Genomic DNA, 24,779 nt, shown 5'->3' on the forward strand with positions numbered 1-24,779 from the left:
CAGCTTACTTCTTCAGCTGGTCGCGCAACGCGGCGAGCTTGGCGAAGGGCGAGTCCGGGTCGAAGCGGACCGGGCGTTCCTCACGCGGTTTCGACTGGAAGGCGGGCTTTGCGCCTTGGGCGCTGCCTTTACCGTCCTGCCGGCCAGCCTTCCAGTCGGGCCGGTTTTCGCGCCGGTCGGGGCGGTCGCCTTGTGGCTTGCCGGCGCGCTGCTCTCCAGCCTCGCCTTGCGGTTTAGGCTTGAACTTGCTGCGATCGAAGCGCGGTTTGCCGGCGCCGTCACGCGGGTCGTGGCGCCCCTGACGGGCGGCCCGGTCGCCTGGTGTCGGTTGCCCGCCCGCATCTACCGGCGCATCGCTGCGACTGTCCGGCGCAGCTTGACCATTGCGCGCGCGAGCGCCCCGTTGATTGTCCCGGGGGCGGTGGTCATGCTGGCGATGACGCGGGCGCTGGTCGAAACGACCCTGCCGCCACAACAGGATAGGTTTTGGCTCCTCCGCCTCCGGGGCAGCGTCGTCGGCGACTGCTTCCGCCGTCGCTGCAGGTTCGGCCGGCGATGTTTCCGTCGTTTCGAAGATCGGCGGCTCTGCCGGTGCCATAGCCTCAGTTTCCGCCCCAAGTTCCGCCGCCCTTGGCTCGGCCGCTGGTTCTGCAACCGCTTCGGCGGTGGGCAGGATCTCTTGCGTGACTTCTGCCGCAGCTTCAGGGGCTGGAGCTTCCGCGACAGGCTCTGCCGTCGCTTCGGTTACAGCTTCGGCCGCCGCCTCCGCAACGGGAGCCGCATCCGACACGGGTTCCGAAGCCTCCGCCGGCGGCTCTGCCGCGGCAGATGCTTCCGCCATCCTCGCCTGCTCGACTCGCGTTGCGTCTTCAGCCGCCTGCTTTGCAGCGGCCGCTTCGCGCGCGGCATTGTCCTGTGCTTCGAGCCGCGCCTTGACCTCGGCCGCCGGTTTGGCATCAGCGCGATAGCCGAGCCCCTTCAGGATTTCTTCCATGTCGTCGGCGGTCGCGCCGAGGATCGACATCATCGGCGGCGTCACCATGAAGGACTGGCCGTCATAGGCGCCATCGGGGCGAGGCCCGAGGCCCGGCTTCCAGTTGGTCGCCGGCCGGATCAGGTCGGCCAGCCGCTCGAGAATATCGACGCGTACAGCACGCCGGCCAAGATTGCGGTAGCCGGCAAGCTTGTAGAAGGTCTTGTCGAAGGTCGGATCGATGACCACCGAGGTGCGGCCGGAGGCCAGTGCGTGAACGACATCGCCGAAGCCGGGCTTGTCCTTGCCGTCGTTTCTCAGCGCCCACAGGAGCGTGATCAACCCGGCCGGCGCCGGCTTGATCAGCGCCGGCACAAAGACATGGTAGGCGCCGAAGCGCACGCCGAGGCGGCGAAGCGCCGCGCGGCCTTCCTGGTCGAGCGACTTCATCTCGTCGGCGATGTCGCGACGGTTGATGAGGCCGAAATGCTCGACAAGCTGGAAAGCGATGCCGCGGCCGATGCCGGTGATCTGCTCGGCATTCTTGAGGTCGACCAGCGGCTTCAGCAGGGATTCGATCTGGAAATTGACGAAGCGCTCGGCGCGCGCCGCAACCTTGTCGCGGGCCGGACCGGTGAGCTGCTCGTCGGCCAGCAGGACAAGACGCGGCTTCAAAGCGTCTTCGCCGGCGACCAGCGTGCCGATCGGCGCGCCGATCCAGCGCAGCGTGCCATCCGAACCCAGGGCGATGTCGCCATTGGCAGAGGCGCCGAAGCGCTCGGCCCGCGCCTCGAACTCGGCGGCAAGCGCCTTCTGCGCCGCCGCCCGCACCGCCTTGGCGTCCTCGCCGCCGGCGCTCTGGTCGGCGGTAAAGCGGAAACCCTGCAGCTCGCCGACATGATGGCCTTCGACGAGGACGGTTCCGGTTGGGCTGATTTCGGCTTCAGGCATCGTGTTTTCTCTAAGGCGCCGCATGAGGACGGAAGTCCTGCGGTCTACAAAACGTTTCGTCAACCGCTCATGCAGCGCATCCGACAATCTGTCTTCGATTTCGCGCGTCTTTTCCTGCCAGTGTGCCCGATCGGCCAGCCAGCCGGGTCGGTTGGAAACGAAGGTCCATGTGCGGATCTGGGCAATCCTGTGCGACAGCGTGTCGATGTCGCCTTCGGTGGTGTCGGCACGGCGCACCTGCTCGGCCATGTAGTTCTCGTCGACATGGCCATGCCTGGCAAGGTCCATGTAAATGGAGGCGATCAAGTCGGCGTGCTGGGCCGGCGCGATCTTCCTGTAGTCGGGAAGCGCGCAGGCTTCCCACAGCAGCGCCACGCGTCTCGCATCGGTGGTGAGTGCCCGGACGTCCTCGTCGCGCGACAGATGCTCGAGCGCCTGCGCGTCCACGGCCGGCAGCGCGCGCGTCAGGCCCTCGACCGGGGCGTTGGTCTCGATCGAGCGCTTCAGCGCATCGAGGTTGGCTAAATCGAAATGCGCGGTGCGCCACTGCAGCACTTTCACCGGGTCGAAATCATGCGCCACGATCTTCTTGACCAGTTCCTCATCCAGCGGATCGACCTGGCCGGTGACGCCGAAGGTGCCGTCGCGCAGATGCCGGCCGGCGCGGCCGGCAATCTGGCCGAGCTCGGCCGCTGTCAGGTTGCGGTACTGGTAGCCGTCGAATTTACGGTTCTGGGCGAAGGCGACGTGGTCGAGGTCGAGGTTGAGGCCCATGCCGATGGCGTCGGTTGCGACGAGGTAGTCGACGTCACCCGACTGGAACAGCGCCACCTGGGCGTTGCGGGTGCGCGGGCTGAGTGCGCCGAGCACGACGGCGGCACCGCCTTGCTGGCGGCGGATCAGCTCGGCAATGGCATAGACCTCGTCGGCCGAGAAGGCGACGATCGCGGTGCGCCGCGGCAGGCGGGTCAGCTTCTTCGAGCCGGCATAAGCAAGATGCGACAGCCGTGGCCGGGTCACCACCGACACGCCCCGCAGCAGGCGCTGCAGGATGCCGTGCATGGTGGCCGCGCCAAGCAGCAGCGTCTCCTGGCGGCCGCGCAGATGCAGGATGCGATCGGTAAAGATGTGGCCGCGTTCGAGATCGCCGGCGAGCTGGACCTCGTCGATGGCAACGAAGGCGGCGTCGGTCTCGCGCGGCATCGCTTCCACCGTGCAGACCGAGTATTTCGCGCCAGCCGGCTGGATCTTTTCCTCGCCGGTGATGAGCGCAACCTTATGGGCGCCGACCTTCTCGCAGACGCGCGCATAGACCTCGCGGGCAAGCAGCCTGAGCGGCAGGCCGATGACGCCGCTTTCATGCGCCACCATGCGTTCGATGGCGAGATGGGTCTTGCCGGTGTTGGTCGGGCCGAGCACGGCCGTCACGTCCCGGCCGGTCAGGATCAGCGGTTCAGTGTGTTTCGGATGGATGTTCATCGGCCTGGAAATAAGGCTCTCCGCCTCGCATTGTCGGGAGCGCGCCCATATTGGCCGCGTATGACAGGCGACACATAGGGATTTCGGGCGCGAAGCGAAAGCGGAATGTGCCGAGGGCAGGCCGATTGGTCGCTTCAAAGCCAGAAAATCTGTTCCCGATTAACAGTTGGAACGAGTCTGGAACGAATCAGCGACGAATCACTGACTCTCGCCGATTCAGGTTTTGTTCACGGCTACATCTGGGTTTTCTGCCGGCGTACCTCACCACATGCTGAATCACGGGAACTGGCCCGATTCATGCAAGCGGCATCCAGGCGAGCACCATGGTTAACCTTTGCCGGTGAATGGTCGTGGGTGGCCAATCTGCTTCGCACAACATTATGAAATTATTGATGTTTCCTAACGCGCTTTAATCATTTCGAGGGCGTTTTCAGCTCTCGTCGTTAACGTTCCGCTCAAAGCCGGAACGAATCGGCGACGAATCAGAGATAGCCGAAGTTTCTTGGTTTGTTCACCGCAACATGTTGTGTTGTGAACAGCTTCTCCACCGAGAATCCACAGGCTGCGGGACGGATTGTGCACAGGCTGCGCAGCGGCCATTAACCTTTGCGTGCTGGTTCGGCACACGCCGGCGTCATGGCCAATCGGTCGGCGCACTTGCCGCATGAGGCTCAGACTCGGCCTCACGCTGAACGGCTTGTTCAAGGCACGTCCTCTCCGACGGCATAGCGCTGCAATGTAGGGCCGACGGTCTGGATGATTTCGTCGTGAGACAGGGCGACGACCGGTGGTAGGCCCAGCAGGTAACGGCACATCGCCAAACCCAGCAGCTGGCTGGAAATGAGTCCGGCCCGCCGGCCCGCATCGGCGGGATCAGCGACCGCCGCAACCAGTGGCCTCACCTGGTTGGCAAATACATCGCGCAACTTTTCGGCGGCGAATTCGTTCGACGTCGCCGACCGCAGCAGAATTGCCATGCCGGTACCGTTGGCCGGATCTTCCCAGATTTCGAGAAATCGCCTGATCAGTGTCTTGCCGATGGCGGTTCGATCGATCACCCGCAGTGCCGGCAATTTCAGGTCGACGACCGCCGCTCTGGCGAATAGCTCGTCCTTGCTGCGGAAATAGCGGATCACCATGGCCGGATCGATCGAGGCATGGGCGGCGACGTCGCGGATGGAGGCGCCGTCATAGCCGTGCTTGGCGAACAGCAGCCTCGCGGCTTCGAGGATCTGGGCGCGGGTGCGGTCCGACTTGCTGGTTTTCTTCTGCTGATTCTCGCTCATGAAATCCATATGCCAACGGCTGTTGACAAATGCAATGGCTTCGGCTAGAAAGTCAACATGTGTTGATAAATGGAGAGCGAAAATGTTGCCTGATGCAACGGAAGTCCTGATTATCGGCGCCGGCCCGACCGGCTTGGCGCTGTCCATCGTGCTGCACCAGGCCGGGGTCGACCATATTCTGATCGACAGGCTTGGGGAGGGCCTTCAGACCTCGCGGGCCGGCGTCATCCACGCTCAGACGCTGGAAGCGCTGGAGCCTCTGGGCGTCACGCGCGGCTGAGCGAACTTGCCCTGAAGCTGCAGAATTTCGCCATCCGAGATCGCAGCCGGGCACTGCTCAAGCTCGATTTCGGAAAGCTTCCGTCGAGACATCCCTATCTGATGATGCTGCCTCAGAATCTCACCGAGCAGGTGTTCGCCGAGCGGATTGCCGCCCTGGGCGGCGTGATCCACCGCATGGTCGAGGCCAAAGCGGTGGTTCAGGACACTGACGGTGCGCGCGTGACGGTGGTCGAGAACGGCCGCGAGAAGATCATATCGACACGTTACGTCGTTGGCGGCGACGGCATGCACAGCCTGGTGCGCAACTCGGCCGGCATCGAGTTCGACGGCGCGGCCTATGAGGCGTCGTTCGTTCTCGCCGACGTTCGTCTCGACTGGCCGGTTGGGCCAACCGAAGTATCGCTGTTCTTTGCGCCAGCCGGACTGGTGGTGGTGGCGCCGCTCCCAGACGGATCGTACCGCGTCGTCGCGACAATGGACGATGCACCGGAAAAACCCGCAGTCGCAGACATACAGGTGCTGCTCGACAGCCGCGGACCGACCGGCAGACGAGGCCGGGTGCTTGAGCTGAAATGGAGCTCGCGGTTTCGCGTGCATCACCGCCTGGTCCGGTCATACCGCAAGGGCCGGTTGTTCCTGATGGGCGATGCCGCGCACGTGCACAGTCCGGCGGGAGGGCAAGGCATGAATACCGGCATCGTCGACGCGGTCGTGCTTGGCCAATTGCTTGGCGACGTGGTGAACGGCGTGCGCCCCGAAGCGGAGCTCGAACTCTATGAAACGCTGCGACGCCCGGCAGCCCAAGAGGTGCTTGACCTGGCTGGCATGATGACCGGCATGGCGCTTGCCCGCAGTCCAGTGAAGCGGTTCGTTCGCAACCTCGTACTATCGGTGCTGAACCTCACACCATTCCTGAAGCGCCGCATCGCCTTGAAGCTGTCGGGCCTCAGCCGGGCACCGCTTGCCCGTCTGCCGGCACCCGCGTGCAAGGCAGGTTCAATTACCCGAACCCAGCCTGAAGCCAGCCCAGCGCTGAAGCTTGCCGCGTGACAGCCCGGCTATCTGCCCGTACCTGCCGTCGGGCCGGTACGGGGGCATCCGCGACATCCCAAGCCTCAGCTGATGTACTGGCCGCCATTGGCTGAAATGGTCGAGCCGGTGATGAAACCGGCATCGTCGGAAGCGAGGAAGACGACGCAGCGCGCGATCTCCTCCGGCTCGCCGAGACGGCCGACCGGGATGTGCGGGATGACACGCTCGTTGAGCACCTTCTCGTCCATCGCCTTGACCATCTCGGTGGCGATATAGCCGGGGCAGATGACGTTGACGGTGATGCCGGCGCGCGCGCCTTCTTGGGCCAGTGCCTTGGTGAAGCCGATGTCGCCGGCCTTCGAAGCCGAATAATTGACCTGGCCGACCTGGCCTTTCTGGCCGTTGATCGAGGAGATGGTGATGATGCGGCCGAACTTGCGGTCGCGCATTCCACCCCACAACGGATGCGTCATGTTGAAGACGCCGGAAAGATTGGTGTCGAGGACCTCTTTCCATTGCTCGCGCGTCATCTTGTGGAACATCGCGTCGCGGGTGATGCCGGCATTGTTGACCAGCACCGAGACGGGACCGAGATCGGCCTCTATCTGTTTGATGCCGGCAGTGCAGGCTTCATAGTCGGCGACCGACCATTTATAGACCGGGATGCCGGTCGCTGCCTTGAACTTTGCCGCCGCATCCTCGTTGCCCGCGTAGTTTGCGGCCACCGAATAGCCGGCGCTCTTCAAGGCGACCGATATCGCCGCGCCGATGCCGCGCGACCCGCCTGTGACGATTGCAACCTTTGTCATGTGTCCTCCCGGGAAATGCAGATGGCTGCGCGTTGAAGCGGTGGGGTTTGCCCTCTATTCCCTACTCGCTTTGCACCAGCATCCTACTCGTATCGCCTATCTCATCACAATGCTTCCACGCACATGGCAACGCCCATACCGCCGCCGATGCACAGCGTGGCAAGACCTTTCTTGGCACTTCTGCGGCGCATCTCGTAGACCAGCGTGTTGAAGATGCGGGCGCCCGAGGCACCGACCGGATGGCCGATGGCGATGGCGCCGCCATTGACGTTGACGATCGCCGGGTCCCAGCCCATGTCCTTGTTGACGGCGCAGGCCTGCGCGGCGAAGGCCTCGTTGGCTTCGACCAGATCGAGGTCGCCGACCGACCAGCCGGCCTTGGCCAGCGCCTTGCGCGAAGAGGGGATCGGTCCCGTCCCCATGATCTGCGGGTCGACGCCGGCGGTCGCCCAGGAAACGATACGCACCAGAGGTGTGATGCCGCGCCTTGCGGCTTCCGCTTCGGTCATCAGCACCACAGCTGCGGCGCCGTCGTTGATGCCGGAGGCATTAGCTGCCGTCACCGTGCCTTCCTTGTCGAAGGCCGGCTTGAGCTTGGTCATGGCATCGATTGTCGCGCCGTGGCGGATGTATTCATCCTGGTCGACTACGGTGTCGCCCTTCCTGCCCTTGACTGTGAAGGCAACTATCTCGTCCTTGAATTTTCCGGCTTTCTGCGCGGCCTCGGCCTTGTTCTGGGAAGCCAGTGCGAACTGGTCCTGGTCGTCGCGGGTGATCTGGAACTGGCGAGCGACGTTCTCCGCGGTGTTGCCCATATGATAGCCGTAGAACGCATCGGTCAGGCCGTCCTTGATCATGGTGTCGATCAGCTTGAAGTCGCCCATCTTGACGCCACCGCGCAGATGTTGCGCATGCGGAGCCATCGACATCGATTCCTGGCCGCCGGCAACGATGATCCTCGCGTCGCCCTGGGCGATCTGCTGCATGCCGAGCGCGATGGCGCGCAAGCCCGAGCCGCAGAGCTGGTTCAGGCCCCAGGAGGTAGCCTCCTGCGGCACGCCGGCGGCCATAGCCGCCTGCCGCGCCGGGTTCTGCCCTTGGGCCGCGGTCAGGATCTGGCCGAGAATGACCTCGTCCACCTCCTTGCCCTCGACGCCGGCACGGACAAGCGCTTCCCTGACGGCGACCGCACCCAATTCATGGGCTGGCGTGTTGGCGAAGGCGCCGTTGAAGGAGCCGACAGGCGTGCGCGCTGCACTGGCGACAACGATGGCGTTGGAAGCGGACATGTTCTTCTCCAGGCTTTCGGGGAACGATTTCGGGTGCCGTCGGGGACTTTTCTTGCCCTTTCCACAACCCGAGTCAAACCCGAAATGGGCATGGCGTCCGACTGCCGCAAGCATGCAGCACGTCGCTGCAACGGCGGCCCGTCCGTGCTGCGCAGCATAAAATGTTCCCGCACTGCACAAACTGCTTGGATTCATGACGCTTTTGCGCATATCCTTTAAAAAGGCGCAATCGTTACCGGCGGCTTACTTAAGCTGCCCGGTGTCCGGGGAGGATGCAGATGGCCGCAAAAGACGAACCTATTGTTATCAAGAAATATGCCAATCGCCGTCTCTACAATACGGGCACCAGCACCTATGTGACGCTTGAGGATCTCGCTGAAATGGTCAAAAAAGGCGAGGACTTTACTGTCCAGGACGCCAAGACCGGTGACGACATCACGCATCCGGTGCTGACCCAGATCATCTTCGAGCTGGAGAACAAGGACGGGCAGAACATGCTGCCGATCCCGTTCCTGCGTCAGCTCATCGCCTATTACGGCGACCAGATGCAGATGATCGTGCCGAGCTTTCTCGAGCAGTCAATGCTGGCGTTCTCTAAGGAGCAGGAACGCTTTCGCGAGCAGATGAAAGATGCGCTCGGCAAGTCGCCGATGGACATGATGAAGATCGCCACGCCGATCAAGGTGCTGGAGGAGCAGACGCGGCGCAACATGGAAATGTTCCAGAACGCCATGCGGCTGTTCACACCGTTCCCGCCTGCGGGCTCTGCGCCGGCAGCAGCCCCGGCCGAACCGGCCAGGAAGGAAACACCGGAAAAACCCGACGACCTTCAGGAACTGAAGGAGCAGATCGCCGCGATGCAGCGCAAGCTCGACACGATGTCCTGACTGCCGGCTGGCGAAGTGCCGGCCGAAACTTCCTTCAGCAGACCGTGTGATAAACATCTTCGTCTCGAAAGGCGGAGATGTCATCCATGCTATGCATCGTGGCATGCTCTATTTCGTGGTCACCGTCACCAGAGCGGTAACAGGTTTGCCGTCTACTAGAATGGGCCGGTGATGATCATCGGCAAGAAGCACGCCGATTACGTGTCTGCCGGCGGCATTCGGGCAATGGCCGAAACGGGCCTTGATAAGGTCACCGCCAAAGTCGCTGTTCATGCTGTTGTACGGCTTGCCGGGGATGTTGCAGGTGTCTCCGTCGGGATCGATCTTCATATGCACGTGGCCGCATTGGCTGATTTCCCCGCACTCACCCGCAGCGAGCAGCCTGAAGTTGCTCCTGACGACGACGCCTATCGCCTTCTCAGGAGCATTGCCCAGTTCGACAACTGAACCTGCGGTCGGCCAGGCGATTTCCAGGGTGGGCCGATCCTCGGCCTCGGCAGACACGAGCGACAATAAGGAAAAAGCGAGGGCAGTCGTTGCGATGATGCGAAACATGATAACCTCCGTTGCGATGTAAACACTGATTACATATGCAGTGCTCGAACACAAGGGAAATAATCAGCGATTACATTCCGCTCTCGTGCTATTTGGCTGAGATGACCAAGACTACTGATTCCGACGAAGCCGGACATGCCAAGCGATACCATCACGGCAATCTTGTCGAGGCCTTGATCACGGCAACCGTGGAGATCATCGAGGAACGGGGAGCCGAGCATGTCTCCGTACGCGAAGCCGCAAAACGTGCCGGCGTTTCACCCGGCGCACCATTCCGGCATTTTCGATCGAAAACAGCGTTGCTAACCGCGGTCGCCGAACAGGCCATGGATCGGCTGACAGAGGCTGTTGCCAAGGCGCAGTCGAAAATCGGCAGCGCAGATCCCATTGAGGCTTTCGAAGCAATCGGACAAGGCTATCTGGAATGGGCAATTACCAACCCCACGCATTTCCAGATCATCAGTTCCAGAACCCTAATTGATTTTGAAGCGTCGGACAGCCTTCGTCATCAGAATGAGGCTATTCGGCGGAGGATGATCGACTTGCTGACGCAAGCGCAACAACACGGTCGGCTTGCTCCCGACACCGACTTTGATCATCTTGTGCTTGCCGCGCGTGCACTCGTGTATGGGTTGGCACGCATGGCGCTCGATGGTCATTTCCGGGAATGGCATCCGTCCGAGCCGCCAGCCCTGGCCGCGCAGCGGGCTCTCCGACTTTTCATGAACCGTATGACCATTCCATCTAAAGCTTAAATCCGCCAGCACCCAAAAAAGGGACCGGGATTGCGCCACCAGCTAATGGAACTCCGGCAGCGGTCCCTGGTAGCGGGCGCGTGGCCGGATCAGGCCGTTGCTTGTCACCTGTTCCACCGCGTGCGCGGCCCAGCCGACGCTGCGGCCGAGCGCAAACAGACGGAACGGCGCATCGGACGGCAAGCGGAGGCTGCGCGTCAGGGCAGCCAAGGCGAAATCGACGTTCGGGCGCATGCCCGTTGCCGCAAAGGCCGCATCCCAAAGCCGCAGCAGCCCGTCATCGACATCGATAGCGGCCAGCAAAGGTTCGGCGCGCGGATCGCCGTCGGGATAAAGCGGATGGCCAAATCCGGGCAGTGGCATGTCGTGACCGAGCCAGCGTCCGACGGCCGCATCCGGCCCCAATCTCTGCGCATCCTCACCCAATATCATGACGGCCTCCGCGGCGGCGCCATGGCGCGGACCGGAGAGCGTGGCGAGGCCGGCAAGCAGGCAGGCCGAAACAGGTGCGCCGGTGGACGCGGCGACCCGTGCGGCGAAGGTCGATGCGTTCAATTCGTGATCGGCCAACAGTACGAGCGAGCGGCGGATCAAGTCTGCGCCGGCCGCATCGAGCGACCATCGCCGCGCCAGCCTTTCGTGCACGGCACCGGTTCCGGGAATCGCGCCGAGCGCCTGGGCCAAGGCGGCGATGGCGCCGGCCGCATCGTGGTTGAGCGAAGCTGATCGGCGGCCGAGCGAAGGCCGGCCCTTGGCCGCCAACGCGGCCAATCCCGCGAAGGCGGCCGGCCGGCCAGTTGCGCCGTTGCCATGGCGGCTCGCCGAGACAAACGACACTGGTGCGTCAGACGCCCAAAGCAGGTTTGCCGTCTGCTCCAGCGTGGCAGCCTCGCAGAGTGCAACCGCATCCTGGCCGCGATAGACGAGGCGGCCGTGCAAAACGGTCGAGATCGTGGTGGCTATCGCCGGCTCGCCCCAGGCAATTGCACTTTCGGCGATGGCCTGAGGATTTCGGCCGCGCGCCCGGCGGCTCGCCAGCGCCGCGATGTCGTCGGCGCGATACTGGCTACGGCGTGGATCCGCCCCATCCGGCCGCATGCCGATGCGCCCGCGGCTGACATAGGCATAGAGCGTCTGGGCGCGCACCTTGAGACGCTCCAGGGCCTCGTCCCGCGTCAGCCACTCCGTCATGTCAGTCCTGTCATGTTGATTCTGTTGATCAAGATTGATGATCCAGTCGCCAACCCTTATCTACCGCGCGGAAAGGGTCAAGGAGAAAACCAATGGCGAATGGGCTCGATGATGTGGTGGCGGCGGAAACGGTGCTCTCCGATGTTGATGGTCTTGGCGGCCGCCTGACCATCCGGGGCCATTCGTTGCCCGAACTGGCAGGCCGCTGGAAATACGCCGAGGTGGTCCATCTGCTGTTCGACGGCTTTTTCGACGATTTTCCCGACGACAAGGAGCTGGCGAACGCGATCGGTCGGGCGCGCAGCGAAGTGTTCGGGCAGATCGAACCCTTGCTGCCGTTTCTCGCATCCCTCGATATCTACAGCGCGATGCGCGCCGGCATTGCGCTGCTGCCGGACGGCAGCAAATTGCCGGACGCGCTGCGGCTGGTTGCAGCACCTGCCGTGCTGACGCCGGCCTTGCTGCGCTTGCAGCGCGGCGAAAGCCCGATTGCGCCCGATAGCAAGGCCGATCATGCCGCCGACATGCTGCGGATGCTGACCGGCATTGCGGCCTCGCCGAAGTTGGCGAAGGCACTCGATGCCTATCTCGTGACGGTTTGCGACCATGGCCTCAACGCATCGACCTTCGCCACGCGCGTGGTCGCTTCGACGCAGGCCGGGCTTACTTCGGCGGTGCTGGCCGGGCTCGGAGCGCTCAAGGGGCCGCTGCATGGCGGCGCCCCAGGTCCGGTGATCGAGATGCTGGATGCGATCGAGGCGCATGGCGACGCCGCCGGCTGGCTGCGTGACGAGATCGGGCGCGGCCGCCGCATCATGGGCTTCGGGCATCGCATCTACCGCGTGCGCGATCCGCGTGCCGACGTGCTGAAAGCGGTGGTGCGGCAACTCGGCGCCAAGGGCGTAGCCGCCCACCGGCTGGGGTTTGCCGAAAGCGTCGAGCAAGCGGCGCTCGAAGTGCTTCGCATCGCCAAGCCGTCGCGCTCGCTCCAGACCAATGTCGAGTTCTTCACAGCACTTCTGCTGGAAGCGGCGGGCTTTCCGAAAGAGGCGTTCACCAATGTCTTTGCTGCCGGGCGCGTCGCCGGCTGGATTGCCCATGCGCGCGAGCAGCAGACGAGCGGACGGCTGATCCGGCCGCAGTCGCGCTATATCGGGCCGGTCCCAGACCTCGTCGCCTGAGGATTTTTCCCTCGCATACTTGCGGAAACCGGTCGCAATAGCCGGTGCCGGACACCTCTCTCGTCGAGATAAGAGAGGTCCTCATGACAAAAATTTCATGTCATTGCTCCACACATCCGCTGTTCTTGGATGGCAGAGAACCTATATGCTGCAGTGCAACATGGTTCCGCGGGAACCCACTTCAAAGGAATAGCCAGCCTTGACTACCAGAAAAACCGCCATAGTCACGGGTTCTACCTCGGGCATCGGCCTGGCTATTGCCCACGCGCTCGCGGCCGAAGGCTGCAACCTCGTCGTCAATTCCTTTTCCGATACCGCAGACGACCACGCCATCGCAGACGCGATCGCGAAGCACCACAAGGTGAAGACCGCCTATGTCAAAGCCGACATGTCAAAGGCGGCCGAGTGCCGGGCTTTGGTGGCGAAGGCAGCCGAGGCATTCGGCTCGGTCGACATCCTGATCAACAATGCCGGCATCCAGCATGTCGCGCCGGTGGAAAGCTTCCCGATCGAGAAGTGGGATGCGATCATCGCCATCAACCTGTCATCGGCCTTCCACACCATCGCCGCCGCCATCCCGTTGATGAAACAGGCCGGTGGCGGCCGGATCGTCAACGTCGCCTCGGCCCACGGCCTTGTCGCCTCGCCGTTCAAGTCGGCCTATGTCTCGGCCAAGCATGGCATTATGGGCTTGACTAAGACTGTCGCTCTGGAGCTGGCGCGCGACAAGATCACCTGCAATGCCATTTGTCCGGGCTATGTGCTGACGCCGCTGGTCGAGGCGCAGATCCCCGATCAGATGAAGGCCAACAAGATGGACCGCGAGACGGTGGTCCGCGAGGTCATGCTCGAAAAGCAGCCGACCAAGGAGTTCGTTACCGTCGAGCAGGTTGCGGCGGCGGCAGTGTTCCTATGCTCGGATGCGGCGGCGCAGATCAACGGCACGCACATCTCTGTCGATGGCGGCTGGACCGCTCAGTGAGCCATCCAGCGGTCAAGGGCCACGCCATGCCGAAGAACGGCAAGGTGGAAGAGCCAAAGAAGATCAACATCGCGCTGCAAGGCGGCGGCTCGCACGGGGCGTTTTCCTGGGGCGTGCTCGATCGGCTGCTGGAGGACGGGCGCCTCGATATAACGGCGGTTTCGGGCACCAGCGCCGGCGCCATGAATGCCGTGGCGCTGGCCGACGGCTTTGTCCGCGGCGGCGTCGAGGGTGCGCGGCGGAAGCTCGACGATTTCTGGCGTGCGGTGGCGGCAAAGGGCCGCTTCAGCCCGGTGCAGCGCATGCCTTGGGACGTCGCCTGGGGCAATTGGTCGATCGAGAACACACCCGGCTATTTCCTGTTCGATACGATGTCTCGGGTATTTTCGCCCTATGTCGCCAATCCGCTCGCCATCAATCCGCTTCGCGACGTGGTCGAACGTGAGATCGATTTCGACAATGTGCGCGCCTGCAAGTCGATTGAACTGTTCATATCCGCTACCAATGTCGAGACCGGCCAGTTGCGGGTCTTCTCGGACGGCGAGATCGACCTCGACACGGTGATGGCGTCGGCCTGTCTGCCGCAATTGTTCCGTGCCGTCGAGATCAAGGGCGTGCCCTATTGGGATGGCGGTTATGGCGGCAACCCGGCACTGTTCCCGTTTTTCAAGACGGCGGCCACCGAGGACGTGCTTTTGGTTCAGATCAATCCGGTGGTCCGCGAGGGGACGCCGAAGAGCGCCAATGAAATCCAGAATCGCATCGACGAGATCACCTTCAATGCCGGGCTGTTGCGCGAATTCCGCTCGATCGCCTTCGTCAAGGAATTGATCGCCGCCGGCCGACTGCCGCACGGCGAATATCGCGACATACGCATGCACCGCATCGATGCCGACGAAGCGTTCAAGGATTTGTCGGCATCGTCCAAGGTCAATGCTGAATGGGCGTTCCTTGCCTATCTGCGCGACCTCGGCCGCACCGCGGCCAGTGACTGGCTGGAAGAAAATTACGACGCCGTCGGCAAGCGGCCGACGATCGATCTGTCCGGCGAGCTCGATGACGGCCTGAAGCCGGTACGCGGGCCCGCACCGGGCCGCCGGGTCAAGGAGTTTCTTGCGGCGCGCAAGCAGCCCGAGGCCGCCCGCCGTCCGGCCTAGAACGGTTCATCGTTTCGGAAACGCCGAACCGCTCTATCTTTTTGTTTTTGTTTTGACGCAATTCCGGACGGAAACCGTTTCACACTTTTGCTGGAATTGCTCTCGCTCCTCCGCAAAGCAGATGACATCGCAATCTGTCCAATCATCCTGACACTTGCTGCCATACCGCTGTTTTGGCGATCAACAGCCGATGCTGCAGCCGCATCTTTGCGGACAAAGCAACAATCCATCAACTTTTCTGACTATATTGCGCCGCAACTTTGAGGTAGAAGCGCGCTTCGCCGATCACGGCAATTTGAATACGGCCTCGCGCGCACCCATATCGGCGACGCGCCCCAAGTAGAAGATGCGGCTTGGCCGAACCCCGCGCACTGGAAAAATAACGATGCCGAAATTCAGGTTTCACAAGCTTGCTGCCATTGTTGTGCTCATCGGTTTCGCCGGCTGGATGGCGACAGGCGAGTTCTCGTCCGTCGGCAGCGCGTCCGCCGACAACAAGCCCAAGGCAGGAGAGGTCGAGCAGCCCAAGACAGCCGACGCAGGCAAGCCCCAAACTGGCGAACAGGGGGCTGCCAAGCCGGGGACTGCCGAGGCGGAACAGCCCAAGGCGCCGTTACGCACGGTCGCGGTCATAACCCCGCCGCGGCGCACCTATGCACGCGCTATCCGCATTTCCGGACTGACCGAAGCCGACAAGCGCGCCGTCCTGGCGACACGCGTCGCCGGCGTTATCGACAAGCTGCCGGTCAAGCAGGGTCAGCACGTCAAGACCGGCGACCTGATCCTGATGCTTGCCGCCGAGGAAAAAATCTCGGCGGTCGACAATGCCAAGCAGCTTGTCGTGCAGCGGGAGGCAGAGCTGGCTGCTGCCCTGCGGCTGATGAAAACCGGCAATCTGCCCAAGTTGCAGCTCGATACAGCCCGCTCCAACCTGACGCTGGCCAAGTCGCAACTGGACGCAGCGCAAGCCGAACTCGACCGCAATGAGGTGAAGGCGCCCTTCGACGGCGTTATCGACCGGGTGCCGGTGGAGCTTGGCAGTTCCGTGATGCAGGGCGGCGAGGTGGCTACTATTCTCAGCCTCGACCCGGTGATTGCGCGCGGCGAGGTCAGCGAACGCGATCTCGGCTATCTGAAGATCGGTGACAAGGCGAATGTGCGTCTGGTCAGCGGCCAGAACGTCGAGGGCATCGTGCGCTACATCAGCCGGGATGCATCATCGGCAACCCGTACCTTCCGGGTCGAAGTCGCCATCCCGAATGCAGATGGTTCCGTACCGGCCGGCATGACGGCCGAAATCGCGCTCAGCGCCCAGCCGACCGACGCCGTCATGCTGCCGCGCTCGGTGGTGACGCTCGGCGACAAGGGCGACCTCGGCATCCGCGCCGTCGACAAGGACGACAAGGTCGTGTTCTTCCCGATCGACCTGGTCGACGACACGCCGACCGGCCTGGTGCTTGGCGGCATTCCGGCCGACGCCCGCATCATCGTCGCCGGCCAGGAGCTGGTGAAGGAAGGCGAAGTGGTCAAGCCGGTCGAAGCGGACCAGGCGACCATCCAAAAGCTGTTGGGCGAAGCGACGACCGGGACGCAGTAATCATGGACATCGTCAAACTTGCAATCAGCAATGCCCGGCTGACCATATCGGTCCTGGTCTTTCTCATCCTTGCCGGTGCGGTCGCTTACCAGTCGACGCCGAAGGAAGCGGAACCGGACGTTCCGATTCCGATGATGTATATCAGCCTGATCTACCAAGGCATCTCGCCGGAAGATTCCGAGCGCCTCTTGCTGCGGCCGATGGAAGCCAAGCTGAAGAGCCTGAAGGGCCTCAAGGAGATGCGCTCGGCCGCCTTCCAGGGCGGCGGCTATGTGCTGGTCGAATTCCAGCCACAGACGGATCTCGCCACCGCGCTGCAGGACACGCGCAGCAAGGTGCAGGACGGCAAGGCCGACCTGCCGCAAGCGGCCGAGGAGCCCGTGGTCTCAGAGGTCAACATCTCCGAGTTCCCCGTCCTGGTCGTGACGCTGTCGGGCGAGGTGCCCGAGCGCGTGCTGACGGCGGCGGCGCGCGAGTTGCGCGACCGCATCGAGGAAGTGCCTGGTGTGCTCGAGGGCTCGCTGCAGGGTGCGCGCGACGACCTCGTCGAAGTGGTCATCGATCCGATGAAGCTGTCTTCCTACGGGCTGCAGCTCGACCAGTTGATCGGTGCGGTCGGCGCTTCCAACAGTCTTGTCGCCGCCGGCAATATCGAAGGGTCCGAGGGCAAATACGCAGTCAAGGTGCCGTCGCTTATCGAGACGCCAGAGGATGTGGCGGCGCTTCCGGTCGTCGCCGGCCCCAATGCCGTGGTGCAGGCCAAGGATATCGCCACCATCCGCTCGACCTTCAAGGACGCCGAGACGGTTACCCGCCTCGACGGCAAGCCGGCGATTGCCATCGAGGTGAAGAAGCGCATCGGCTCCAACCTGATCGATACGATTGGCAAGGTCAGGGAGGTGTCCGACGCCTTCATCAAGACGATGCCGGAGGGCATGCACGTCACCTACACGCAAGACAAGTCCGTTTTCGTGAACCAGTTGCTCGGCGACCTGCAGAACCACGTGATGATCGCCGTCATCCTGGTGTTCATCGTTATCCTCTACGCGCTGTCCGGCCGTGCCTCGCTGCTGATCGGACTGGCCATCCCCTCATCCTTCCTGATCGGTATCCTGTTGCTGGCAATGATGGGCTACACGATCAACATGATCGTGCTGTTCAGCCTGATCCTGGCGGTCGGCATGCTGGTCGACGACGCCATTATCGTCACCGAATTCGCCGAGCGTCGCATGAGCGAGGGCATGCCGAAGCAAGAGGCGTTCGCGCTTGCCGCCAAGCGCATGGCCGGCCCGGTCATCGCGGCGACGATGACGCGCATTGCCGCCTTCTCGCCGCTGTTGTTCTGGCCGGGAATCATCGGCGACTTCATGAAATATATGCCGATCACGCTGATCGTGACGCTCTCGGCCTCGATGCTCTATGCGCTGGTCTTCGCACCGACGCTGGGCGCGATATTTGCCAAGGCGCCGGCCCATCACCCCGACGACAATCGCGACGGCTGGTACATGGCCGTGGTCAAGCAGGCGGTGCACTATCCCATCACCGTGCTTGTCCTTACTGTGGCGCTGTTGTTCGGCGTCGGCTACGCCTATTCGAAATTCGGCGCCGGCGTCGAATTCTTCCCGAATGTCGAGCCTGACTACGGCCTGCTCTATGTCCACGCCCGCGGCAATCTTTCGCTTGCCGAAATGGACGCGGCCACCAAGACGGCGGAAAATCGGCTGCTCGGTTGGCCGGGCGTGAAGTCCGTCTATACGCGTGTAGGCAAGACGCAGGGCGGCGGCCAGGACGTTCCGGAAGACGTGGTCGGCGTGATCCAGTACGAATTCGTCGACTGGCGCGAGCGCAAATCGGCGAACTCAATCCTGGACGAACTGCGCGGCGTGATGGCCGGCATTCCCGGTGTCGACGTCGAGGTTCGCGTGCCGGAAGCCGGCCCGCCCACCGGCAAGCCGATCCAGATCAGGCTTTCGGCCGTCGATCCGAAGGGCCTTGACGACAAGGCCCGCGCCGTCGCCGCGCGCATTGCCAAGGTGCCCGGCGTCATCGATATTTCCGATGGTCTGGCGCCGCCCGGGGTCGACTGGGCGCTCGAGGTCGATCGCGCCAAGGCGGCGCAGTACGGCATCAGTCCGACCGCGGTCGGGACGGTCGTGCAATTGGTGACCAACGGGCTGAAGCTCAGCGAGTACCGGCCCGCCGGCGCCGACGATGCGGTGGACATCAGGCTGCGCCTGCCCGAGGATCGGCGCACGCTGTCGACGCTCGACGAACTCAGGGTGCAGACCGCGCAAGGCTCGGTGCCGATCTCGAACTTCGTCGTGCGCAAGCCGGAGCCGACGGTCGGTATCCTCAACCGCATCGACGGTGCGCGAACGGTGGTCGTCCAGGCCAACGTCGCAGCCGGCGGCCAGGTGGCTGCCGTCCAGCAGGAGGTCACCAAAGCTGTCGCCGACATGAACCTCGGCAGCGGCATTCGCTGGAAGCTTGCCGGTTCGAATGAGGACAGTGCGGAGGCCGGGGCCTTCCTCAGCAAAGCCTTCGGTGCGGCGATCTTCCTGATCTTCATCGTGCTTCTGGCGCAGTTCAACAAGTTCACCAGCGTCTGGTTGGTGCTGTCCTGCGTGGTCATGGCGACGATCGGCGTGTTCCTCGGGCTGCTGCTGACGGGAGAGGCATTCGGCATCGTCATGTCGGGCATTGGTGTCATCGCGCTGGCCGGCGTGGTGGTGAACAACAACATCGTGCTGATCGACACCTATGACCGGTTGCGCGAAGAGGGCTGGGACAAATACGAAGCCGTTCTGCAGACCTGCCGCGAACGTGCCCGCCCGGTGGTGCTGACGGCAGTGTCGGCGATTCTTGGCGTGCTGCCGATCGCTTTCGGCCTCGGCCTCGAAATCTTCCACCACGAGACGACGATCAACGCGCCGTCGACGCAATGGTGGATTTCGCTGTCCTCGGCGATCGTCTTCGGGCTGTCCTTCGCCACCGTGCTGACGCTGGTGGTAACGCCGTCGATGCTGATGGTGTTCACGCGCGCCAAGGTCAAACCCGGTGCGCGCCGTGGCTGGTTCAGTCGCCTGTTGGGGCGTCGCAAGGCCGAGATCTCCTCGGAAGGCCTGGGGGCCGATCTGGGCGCCGAGCCGGCGATCGCCTTCCCGAAGGCCGCCGAATAGAGTCCGATTGCTGCCCTGATCAAGCAAAGGCCGCCCGGGAACAATGGGCGGCCTTCTGCATTGTTTCGTCATTGCAACCTCAAAGCGAGGATTTTCTGATGACGATCAGCACCATTCTCATCATTATTCTTATTCTTATCCTGATCGGCGCGGTTCCGGCGTGGCCGCATTCTCGGTCCTGGGGTTACGGCCCATCCGGCATCGTCGGCGTCATCCTGATCGTTGTCCTGGTGCTGCTGTTGATGGGCCGGATCTGAGCGCAATCATTGGTCCGGACAAGCGGCGGATGACCGTCAGACCATCCGTCTTTTTCAACTTCCTTATTGGGCAGCTTGCTGCACCGGCTTGGTTGTGGCGATGCCGATATCCTCAAGCGCTTCCGATACTGCATCTTCCAGCGGCGTGTGCGGGATCGTACTGATAATGCCTTCCAGCCGGGCTGAAGCCAGCCGGTGCGGCTCGAAGCGGAGATAGCACATCGAAACGATCTCGCGCCACATCGCCACGAACGGGCTGCCGGCGCGCAGCACCCACCACGGCATCTTCGTCAGCTTCAGCGCGCGTCCGAGCGCCTTCTCCGCGGCTGCCTTGATCTGGAGGTCGGTCACAGCATGGCCGGGAAAATTCAGCGCCTCGTATGAGCCGAGCTTGTCGAGATTGTCAGCCAGCCCGACGAAGGCCTTGGCCAGGTCGGGCAGATAGGCCCATTCATGCACGAGATCGACCGGTCCCGGTGCCGTATAGATACCCTTGGTCATCTTGGCGGCGACAACCAGATCGAACCACGATCCGCTGCCGGTGCCGCCGAAGAAATCACCGGCGCGCAGCAGGATCGTGCGCACCCGACCCGCGTCGGCCTCGCGGCGAAACAGATCTTCCATGGCGACGCGGATGCGGCCCTTTTCCGTCGTTGGGCGAAACGGCGCGTCTTCGGCGATCACCGCCGGCATCGGCGAGCCGTAATTGTAGACGGTGCCCGGGAAGAGATGCAGTGCGCCGTTCGCCCGGCAGGCAGCCATGACGTTCTCCGCCATCGGCAGACACTTGCCCCAGTCGGTGTAGAGCGGGTTGAGGCCGTTGAAGATAATGTCGACGCCTTCGGTGGCGCGGATCAGCGCGTTGCGGTCGAGCGCGTCGCCGGCGATTGCGGCGGCGCCTTTGAGCTCGGCCGGCACCTTGCCGCCGCGGGTGACGGCGCGGACACCGTAGCCGGCATCGAGGAAGGCCTTGGCCACCGCACGGCCGAGCCGGCCGTTGGCGCCGAGAATCGCGATCTTGGTCATTGTTCGTCTCCGTGTTTGTGTTGCGAGCCTGTTGTGGTCTCTTCGCAAGCGAATGAAAATTGACTAAAGCTGGTGATCTGATATTCAATTTTGAATGGATATCGATTGGAACCTGATCAAGAGTTTCGTCACGGTGGCGGAGACCGGCAGCCTGTCTGCCGCCGCGCGAAAACTTGCCGCAAGCCAGCCGACGCTCGGCCGCCACATCGCCGAGCTGGAACAGGCGCTCGGCGTCACCCTGTTCCGGCGTGGGCGGCGTGGCTATGCGCTCACGGAAGCAGGCAGCACGCTCTTTGAACAGGGTCGCGCGGTGAGCGAGCAGGCAAGTGCCTTTTCGCTGCTGGCGCTGGGATCGGTCGAGGCGATAGAGGGTACGGTGCGCATTGCCGCCAGCGAAGTGGTGGCGGCCTATGTGCTGCCAGAAATCACCGCGAGGCTTGGTTTCGAGGAGCCGGGCATCGAGGTCGAGATCGTCGCCTCGAACCAGGTCGAGAATCTGCTGCGTCGCGATGCCGATATCGCCATTCGCATGGTCAAGCCGGCGCAGAATGAACTGGTCGCGCGCAAGGTGACCGACATTCCGCTCCGCGCCTGCGCGGCAAAATCCTATCTCGACCGGCGTGGCCGTCCGCGCGAGGCGCGCGATCTCGCCGGCCATGATCTGGTCGGCTTCGACCGCAGCGATGAGATCATTCGCGGCTTTGCCCAGTTCGGCGTCCCGCTTGCCCGCAATGCCTTCCGCTTCAGGACCGATAATCAGATCGTGCTGTGGGAAGCGGTGCGGGCGGGAAACGGCATCGGCTTTGGCCAGGAGCCGCTCGCCGACCGTGATCCGCTGGTCGAGACAGTGCTGCCGGGTCTCCCGCTGCCGACGCTGCCGGTGTGGCTGGCCATGCACCGCGACGTGCGTACAAGCGTCCGCATCCGCCGCGTCGCGGATTTCCTCTACGAAGAGTTCAAGCGCTATTCAGCCGGTGCTGCCTCGGCTGCGAATTCAGCGCGGTGAGCGAGCCCGGCCATCAACAGCACGACGATCAGCAGCCCGGAAAGAGCGACGAAGATCGGGCCGAAGCTCGAGTGTTCGGCGATGAAGCCGATCGCCGACGGCGCCACCAGAATGCCTGAGTAACCCATTGTGGTGACGACGCTCATGCCGGTGCCGGACGCCATGCCCTCCTGGTTGCCGCCGGCCGAAAAGATGATCGGCACCATGTTGGCAATGCCGAGACCGCAAAAGGCGAAGGCGGCAATGGCGAGCCAGGGCGAGGGAGCCAGCCCGGCCACCAGCATGCCGGCAGCAGCGGCAAGAGCCGAGGCGCGCAACGTCGTAACGGCACCGAAACGGTTGCGGACGCCATCACCAAGGAAGCGCATGACGGCCATGACACCGGAAAAGGCGGCGTAGGCCAGGCCTGCGATGGCAAGATCGGCACCGAGCTCCTGCCTGAGATACAGCGCCGCCCAGTCGAGCACCGCACCTTCGGAGATCATCGTCAGCAGCGCCATCAGCCCAACCAGATAAACCAGCGGGTTTGCCGGCAGCGCGAATTTGTGGTGCTCGGCGACTGGGTGCTTGTCCTCGGCGATCAGGTAGCGGATCGCTACGGCGATGACGGCAAAGGCAAGAGCCGTCACCACCGTCGCATGGGCGAGGTGACCGTAGTTCTGGATGGCGAAACCGCCCAAAGCGCCGCCAGCGAAACCGCCAAGGCTCCAGAAGCCGTGCGAGGACGACATGATGGCACGGGACAGCCGCCGTTCGACTGCCACTGCATTGGCATTCATGGCGACGTCCATGCCGCCGATCGAACCGCCGAAGATGAACATGGCGATTGCCGCCAAGGGCACGTTGGGGGCCAGAGCCACGACCAACAGGCCGAAGCTGCCGGCAAGTCCGAACCAGCGCAGCACCGTGCGCGAGCCATGCTTCGAGATCAGATGGCCGCACCAGGTCATGGCGGTTACGGCCCCGGCCCCGAACAACAGAATCAACAGGCCGAGCGTGAATTTGCTTATGTCCAGCCGGGTGAGGAACACCGGGATCTGCGGCGCCCAGCTCCCGGTCAGGAAGCCATTGGCGAGGAAGATGCCGGCCACTGCCCAGCGTCCACGAATCGCGGTCTGCGTCATTTTCTGCGCGTCCATCGGGTAGAATCCGGTCCGGAAATGGCTTCGCGCGGCAAATTAGATCGATTCAATTCACAGTCAAGCGCTCTTCGCCGAAAGTGCTTGGACCAGGCGCTACGTCCTCTCGCGTCGGCCAACCATCTCGGCGGTCCACTCCGAAATCCTTACGGCTCGGGATAAGGCGCGCCATCCTTGTGCACAAACCGGCCATCAGCGTTGGTGCTCATCATGTCGATGTCGGAGCAGGTGGCGACGTCGTCGGGCCAGCGCGAACCGACTTCGAGATAGATCGCCATCGCGCCCGATTTGTTGATCATGTGATGGCCGTTGCCTGATCCTTTCGGAAAGGCCGCGCAGCCACCGGCGCGCAGCACCGTCTCACCGGCATCTTCGACGAGCGTCAGCTCGCCTTCAAGCACGTAGACGAATTCGTCTTCGTGCGAATGCCAGTGGCGCTGGCTCGACCAGTTGCCCGGCGGCAGGCGCATGAGATTGATACCGAAGTCGGTGAGCCCGCCTGCGTTGCCCAGCCGCTGCCGCACGCGTTCGGCACAGGGTGCATCGAACGGCGGTGGATAGGATGAGCCCTTGCGTCCGGGCACGTCGGCAACGTCAATCTTAGGCACGGCGTCCTCCCTAGTGATCCCTGGGGCGCCTTGCCTCGAACTCGGCCTTCTTGGCATCGGAGGCTTCGATCTGGTTCAGTGCCTGCCACTCGGCATAGGGCATGCCGTAGATGATCTCGCGCGACTGTTCCTTGCTGAGTTCGACACCCTCGGCCTGCGCCGCATCGCGGTACCAGTTGGACAGGCAGTTGCGGCAGAAGCCGGCGAGGTTCATCAGGTCGATGTTCTGCACGTCGGAACGCTCGCGCAGATGCGCGACCAGCCGGCGGAAGGCAGCGGCTTCGAAATCGCGCTTTTGTTCGTCGCTGAGTTCGGTCATGTCTTTGGCGTCCCTTGGGCCTTTCGTCACACCGGTCCGGTGCGCGAGCCGAATATTTTCACCGCATGTATATCGGCACGTCGATCGATCGCGTCAACGATCGGCGCCAGCCGTTCGGCCCAGTCGAGGGCACCCTTAAGGTCGGCGATCAGGTCCTGGCGGATCTCGAGCAGCGCATGGGCAAATCCGTTGACGATGGCGTGCCTGAACATGGTATCGCCGCGTAGTGCGCCGTCATAGGGTTCGTTGTCGCCGACGATGAGGCTCTTGTCCTTGGCGAGCATGTCGATCAGCGGCCGCGCAACGCGATCGTCGAGATCCCATAATATGCCGACGTGCCACGGCCGCACGAAGCCCTGCATGGTCGGCGTGAAGGAATGCACCGAAAAGATGAAAGGTGCCTGCGCGGACGCTTGCGCCACCGAGGCGATCATGGCGCCGACGGCATCATGATAGGGGCGGTAAAAGCGGTCCAGACGTCTTTCGCGTTCCTCCGGCGCCATGGGATAATTTCCCGGGATGATGGTGCCGTCATAGAGCTGGCGAATCAGCGTTGGATCGTCCTCGCCGCGATTGGGATCGATCAGCAGCCGTGAAAAATTGGCAAGCACCGCCGGAACGCCGAGCAGACTTGCGAGTTCGCGGGTTACAGTCTCGACGCCGATGTCGTAGGCGATGTGGCGGTCGAACTCCGCCGCTGGCAGGCCAAGGCTGCCATACTCCTCCGGCAGGTCGCGGCGAGCGTGATCGGCCAAAAGCACCATGCCGCGCTTGCGGTCGCCTTCGACGATGTCGAAAGGCGCGAAAACTGTGGATCGGGTCATCGGCGGGAAAGGTCT

General features: G+C 63.1%; 22 protein-coding genes. 11 read left to right on the forward strand and 11 right to left on the reverse strand.

Going from position 1 to position 24,779, the window contains the following annotated elements; translation table 11 throughout:
- Positions 1 to 4: 4 nt before the first annotated feature.
- A complete protein-coding gene (locus NKH42_RS07175) occupies positions 5 to 3,403 on the reverse strand; it encodes a helicase-related protein (protein WP_352504971.1) in 3,399 nt (1,132 codons plus the stop codon).
- 701 nt (positions 3,404 to 4,104) lie between these two features.
- Positions 4,105 to 4,836 carry a TetR/AcrR family transcriptional regulator gene (locus NKH42_RS07180; RefSeq protein WP_352504972.1) on the reverse strand — a complete coding sequence of 244 codons (732 nt, stop codon included), beginning with the start codon at positions 4,834 to 4,836 and terminating at the stop codon, positions 4,105 to 4,107.
- Between NKH42_RS07180 and NKH42_RS07185 the strand changes: the two genes are divergently transcribed.
- Together NKH42_RS07185 and NKH42_RS07190 are read left to right on the forward strand one after the other, a co-directional pair.
- Positions 4,772 to 4,969, forward strand: coding sequence for an FAD-dependent monooxygenase (locus NKH42_RS07185; protein WP_352751212.1), 198 nt, complete (start codon positions 4,772 to 4,774; stop codon positions 4,967 to 4,969). The genes NKH42_RS07180 and NKH42_RS07185 overlap by 65 nt on opposite strands.
- A gap of 101 nt (positions 4,970 to 5,070) precedes the next feature.
- Positions 5,071 to 6,021 carry an FAD-dependent monooxygenase gene (locus NKH42_RS07190; RefSeq protein ID WP_352751210.1) on the forward strand — a complete coding sequence of 317 codons (951 nt, stop codon included), beginning with the start codon at positions 5,071 to 5,073 and terminating at the stop codon, positions 6,019 to 6,021.
- Between the two features lie 65 nt (positions 6,022 to 6,086).
- Here NKH42_RS07190 and phbB read toward each other — a convergent pair whose 3' ends face one another.
- Positions 6,087 to 6,812, reverse strand: coding sequence for an acetoacetyl-CoA reductase (gene phbB / locus NKH42_RS07195; protein WP_352504974.1), 726 nt, complete (start codon positions 6,810 to 6,812; stop codon positions 6,087 to 6,089).
- 104 nt (positions 6,813 to 6,916) lie between these two features.
- Complete coding sequence (locus NKH42_RS07200) at positions 6,917 to 8,101, reverse strand: acetyl-CoA C-acetyltransferase (protein ID WP_254816500.1); 1,185 nt, start codon at positions 8,099 to 8,101, stop codon at positions 6,917 to 6,919.
- A 278-nt stretch (positions 8,102 to 8,379) separates the two neighbouring features.
- On the opposite strand from NKH42_RS07200, the gene phaR reads away from it, so the two are divergent.
- Entirely contained in the window at positions 8,380 to 8,988 is a 609-nt protein-coding gene (gene phaR / locus NKH42_RS07205; RefSeq protein WP_254816501.1) for a polyhydroxyalkanoate synthesis repressor PhaR, read from the forward strand.
- A gap of 108 nt (positions 8,989 to 9,096) precedes the next feature.
- Here the strand turns inward: phaR and NKH42_RS07210 are convergent, their stop codons facing one another.
- Complete coding sequence (locus tag NKH42_RS07210; RefSeq protein ID WP_352504975.1) at positions 9,097 to 9,543, reverse strand: hypothetical protein; 447 nt, start codon at positions 9,541 to 9,543, stop codon at positions 9,097 to 9,099.
- Between the two features lie 101 nt (positions 9,544 to 9,644).
- Here NKH42_RS07210 and NKH42_RS07215 point away from each other — a divergent pair, with 101 nt between their 5' ends.
- Positions 9,645 to 10,298, forward strand: coding sequence for a TetR/AcrR family transcriptional regulator (locus NKH42_RS07215; protein ID WP_352504976.1), 654 nt, complete (start codon positions 9,645 to 9,647; stop codon positions 10,296 to 10,298).
- A gap of 42 nt (positions 10,299 to 10,340) precedes the next feature.
- On the opposite strand, the gene NKH42_RS07220 is transcribed toward NKH42_RS07215, so the two are convergent.
- On the reverse strand, positions 10,341 to 11,489 hold the full coding sequence (locus NKH42_RS07220) for a citrate/2-methylcitrate synthase (protein WP_352504977.1): 1,149 nt from the start codon (positions 11,487 to 11,489) through the stop codon (positions 10,341 to 10,343).
- Positions 11,490 to 11,581: 92 nt separating this feature from the next.
- Between NKH42_RS07220 and NKH42_RS07225 the strand changes: the two genes are divergently transcribed.
- The 6 genes from NKH42_RS07225 (at position 11,582) to NKH42_RS07250 (ending at position 19,842) form a co-directional block, all read left to right on the forward strand.
- A complete protein-coding gene (locus NKH42_RS07225; RefSeq protein ID WP_352504978.1) occupies positions 11,582 to 12,670 on the forward strand; it encodes a citrate synthase/methylcitrate synthase in 1,089 nt (362 codons plus the stop codon).
- A 199-nt stretch (positions 12,671 to 12,869) separates the two neighbouring features.
- The gene (locus NKH42_RS07230) at positions 12,870 to 13,652 is read left to right on the forward strand and encodes a 3-hydroxybutyrate dehydrogenase (RefSeq protein ID WP_352504979.1); all 783 of its coding nucleotides are present in this window, start codon (positions 12,870 to 12,872) and stop codon (positions 13,650 to 13,652) included.
- Positions 13,653 to 13,678: 26 nt separating this feature from the next.
- Entirely contained in the window at positions 13,679 to 14,809 is a 1,131-nt protein-coding gene (locus NKH42_RS07235; RefSeq protein WP_352476433.1) for a patatin-like phospholipase family protein, read from the forward strand.
- 385 nt (positions 14,810 to 15,194) lie between these two features.
- Positions 15,195 to 16,406: an efflux RND transporter periplasmic adaptor subunit gene (locus NKH42_RS07240; protein WP_352476139.1), complete on the forward strand. Its 1,212-nt coding sequence runs from the start codon at positions 15,195 to 15,197 to the stop codon at positions 16,404 to 16,406.
- A gap of 2 nt (positions 16,407 to 16,408) precedes the next feature.
- A complete protein-coding gene (locus tag NKH42_RS07245) occupies positions 16,409 to 19,585 on the forward strand; it encodes an efflux RND transporter permease subunit (RefSeq protein ID WP_352504980.1) in 3,177 nt (1,058 codons plus the stop codon).
- Positions 19,586 to 19,683: 98 nt separating this feature from the next.
- Entirely contained in the window at positions 19,684 to 19,842 is a 159-nt protein-coding gene (locus tag NKH42_RS07250; RefSeq protein ID WP_023678456.1) for a DUF3309 family protein, read from the forward strand.
- Positions 19,843 to 19,905: 63 nt separating this feature from the next.
- On the opposite strand, the gene NKH42_RS07255 is transcribed toward NKH42_RS07250, so the two are convergent.
- On the reverse strand, positions 19,906 to 20,868 hold the full coding sequence (locus NKH42_RS07255) for an SDR family oxidoreductase (RefSeq protein WP_352504981.1): 963 nt from the start codon (positions 20,866 to 20,868) through the stop codon (positions 19,906 to 19,908).
- A 94-nt stretch (positions 20,869 to 20,962) separates the two neighbouring features.
- Between NKH42_RS07255 and NKH42_RS07260 the strand changes: the two genes are divergently transcribed.
- Complete coding sequence (locus NKH42_RS07260; protein WP_352504982.1) at positions 20,963 to 21,874, forward strand: LysR family transcriptional regulator; 912 nt, start codon at positions 20,963 to 20,965, stop codon at positions 21,872 to 21,874.
- Here the strand turns inward: NKH42_RS07260 and NKH42_RS07265 are convergent.
- The 4 genes from NKH42_RS07265 to NKH42_RS07280 form a co-directional block, all read right to left on the reverse strand.
- Positions 21,832 to 23,013: an MFS transporter gene (locus tag NKH42_RS07265; RefSeq protein ID WP_352476143.1), complete on the reverse strand. Its 1,182-nt coding sequence runs from the start codon at positions 23,011 to 23,013 to the stop codon at positions 21,832 to 21,834. The two genes, NKH42_RS07260 and NKH42_RS07265, sit on opposite strands and share 43 nt — an antisense overlap.
- A 146-nt stretch (positions 23,014 to 23,159) precedes the next feature.
- Positions 23,160 to 23,621 carry a cupin domain-containing protein gene (locus NKH42_RS07270; protein ID WP_352751206.1) on the reverse strand — a complete coding sequence of 154 codons (462 nt, stop codon included), beginning with the start codon at positions 23,619 to 23,621 and terminating at the stop codon, positions 23,160 to 23,162.
- Positions 23,622 to 23,631: 10 nt separating this feature from the next.
- Positions 23,632 to 23,940, reverse strand: a complete 309-nt coding sequence (locus NKH42_RS07275) for a DUF1244 domain-containing protein (protein WP_254816513.1) — start codon at positions 23,938 to 23,940, stop codon at positions 23,632 to 23,634.
- Positions 23,941 to 23,966: 26 nt separating this feature from the next.
- The gene (locus NKH42_RS07280) at positions 23,967 to 24,764 is read right to left on the reverse strand and encodes an N-formylglutamate amidohydrolase (protein WP_254816514.1); all 798 of its coding nucleotides are present in this window, start codon (positions 24,762 to 24,764) and stop codon (positions 23,967 to 23,969) included.
- Between the last annotated feature and the right edge of the window lie 15 nt (positions 24,765 to 24,779).

The organism is Mesorhizobium sp. M1142 (genome assembly GCF_040318565.1).
GTDB lineage: Bacteria > Pseudomonadota > Alphaproteobacteria > Rhizobiales > Rhizobiaceae > Mesorhizobium.

Coding starts and splice junctions, on each gene's coding strand:
- NKH42_RS07175 (WP_352504971.1), bottom strand. CDS start 3,403: ATGAACATCCATCCGAAACACACTGAACCGCTGATCCTGACCGGCCGG.
- NKH42_RS07185 (WP_352751212.1), top strand. CDS start 4,772: ATGTTGCCTGATGCAACGGAAGTCCTGATTATCGGCGCCGGCCCGACC.
- NKH42_RS07180 (WP_352504972.1), bottom strand. CDS start 4,836: ATGGACAGCGCCAAGCCGGTCGGGCCGGCGCCGATAATCAGGACTTCC.
- NKH42_RS07190 (WP_352751210.1), top strand. CDS start 5,071: ATGATGCTGCCTCAGAATCTCACCGAGCAGGTGTTCGCCGAGCGGATT.
- phbB (WP_352504974.1), bottom strand. CDS start 6,812: ATGACAAAGGTTGCAATCGTCACAGGCGGGTCGCGCGGCATCGGCGCG.
- NKH42_RS07200 (WP_254816500.1), bottom strand. CDS start 8,101: ATGTCCGCTTCCAACGCCATCGTTGTCGCCAGTGCAGCGCGCACGCCT.
- phaR (WP_254816501.1), top strand. CDS start 8,380: ATGGCCGCAAAAGACGAACCTATTGTTATCAAGAAATATGCCAATCGC.
- NKH42_RS07210 (WP_352504975.1), bottom strand. CDS start 9,543: ATGTTTCGCATCATCGCAACGACTGCCCTCGCTTTTTCCTTATTGTCG.
- NKH42_RS07215 (WP_352504976.1), top strand. CDS start 9,645: ATGACCAAGACTACTGATTCCGACGAAGCCGGACATGCCAAGCGATAC.
- NKH42_RS07220 (WP_352504977.1), bottom strand. CDS start 11,489: ATGACGGAGTGGCTGACGCGGGACGAGGCCCTGGAGCGTCTCAAGGTG.
- NKH42_RS07225 (WP_352504978.1), top strand. CDS start 11,582: ATGGCGAATGGGCTCGATGATGTGGTGGCGGCGGAAACGGTGCTCTCC.
- NKH42_RS07235 (WP_352476433.1), top strand. CDS start 13,679: ATGCCGAAGAACGGCAAGGTGGAAGAGCCAAAGAAGATCAACATCGCG.
- NKH42_RS07240 (WP_352476139.1), top strand. CDS start 15,195: ATGCCGAAATTCAGGTTTCACAAGCTTGCTGCCATTGTTGTGCTCATC.
- NKH42_RS07245 (WP_352504980.1), top strand. CDS start 16,409: ATGGACATCGTCAAACTTGCAATCAGCAATGCCCGGCTGACCATATCG.
- NKH42_RS07250 (WP_023678456.1), top strand. CDS start 19,684: ATGACGATCAGCACCATTCTCATCATTATTCTTATTCTTATCCTGATC.
- NKH42_RS07255 (WP_352504981.1), bottom strand. CDS start 20,868: ATGACCAAGATCGCGATTCTCGGCGCCAACGGCCGGCTCGGCCGTGCG.
- NKH42_RS07260 (WP_352504982.1), top strand. CDS start 20,963: ATGGATATCGATTGGAACCTGATCAAGAGTTTCGTCACGGTGGCGGAG.
- NKH42_RS07265 (WP_352476143.1), bottom strand. CDS start 23,013: ATGGACGCGCAGAAAATGACGCAGACCGCGATTCGTGGACGCTGGGCA.
- NKH42_RS07275 (WP_254816513.1), bottom strand. CDS start 23,940: ATGACCGAACTCAGCGACGAACAAAAGCGCGATTTCGAAGCCGCTGCC.
- NKH42_RS07280 (WP_254816514.1), bottom strand. CDS start 24,764: ATGACCCGATCCACAGTTTTCGCGCCTTTCGACATCGTCGAAGGCGAC.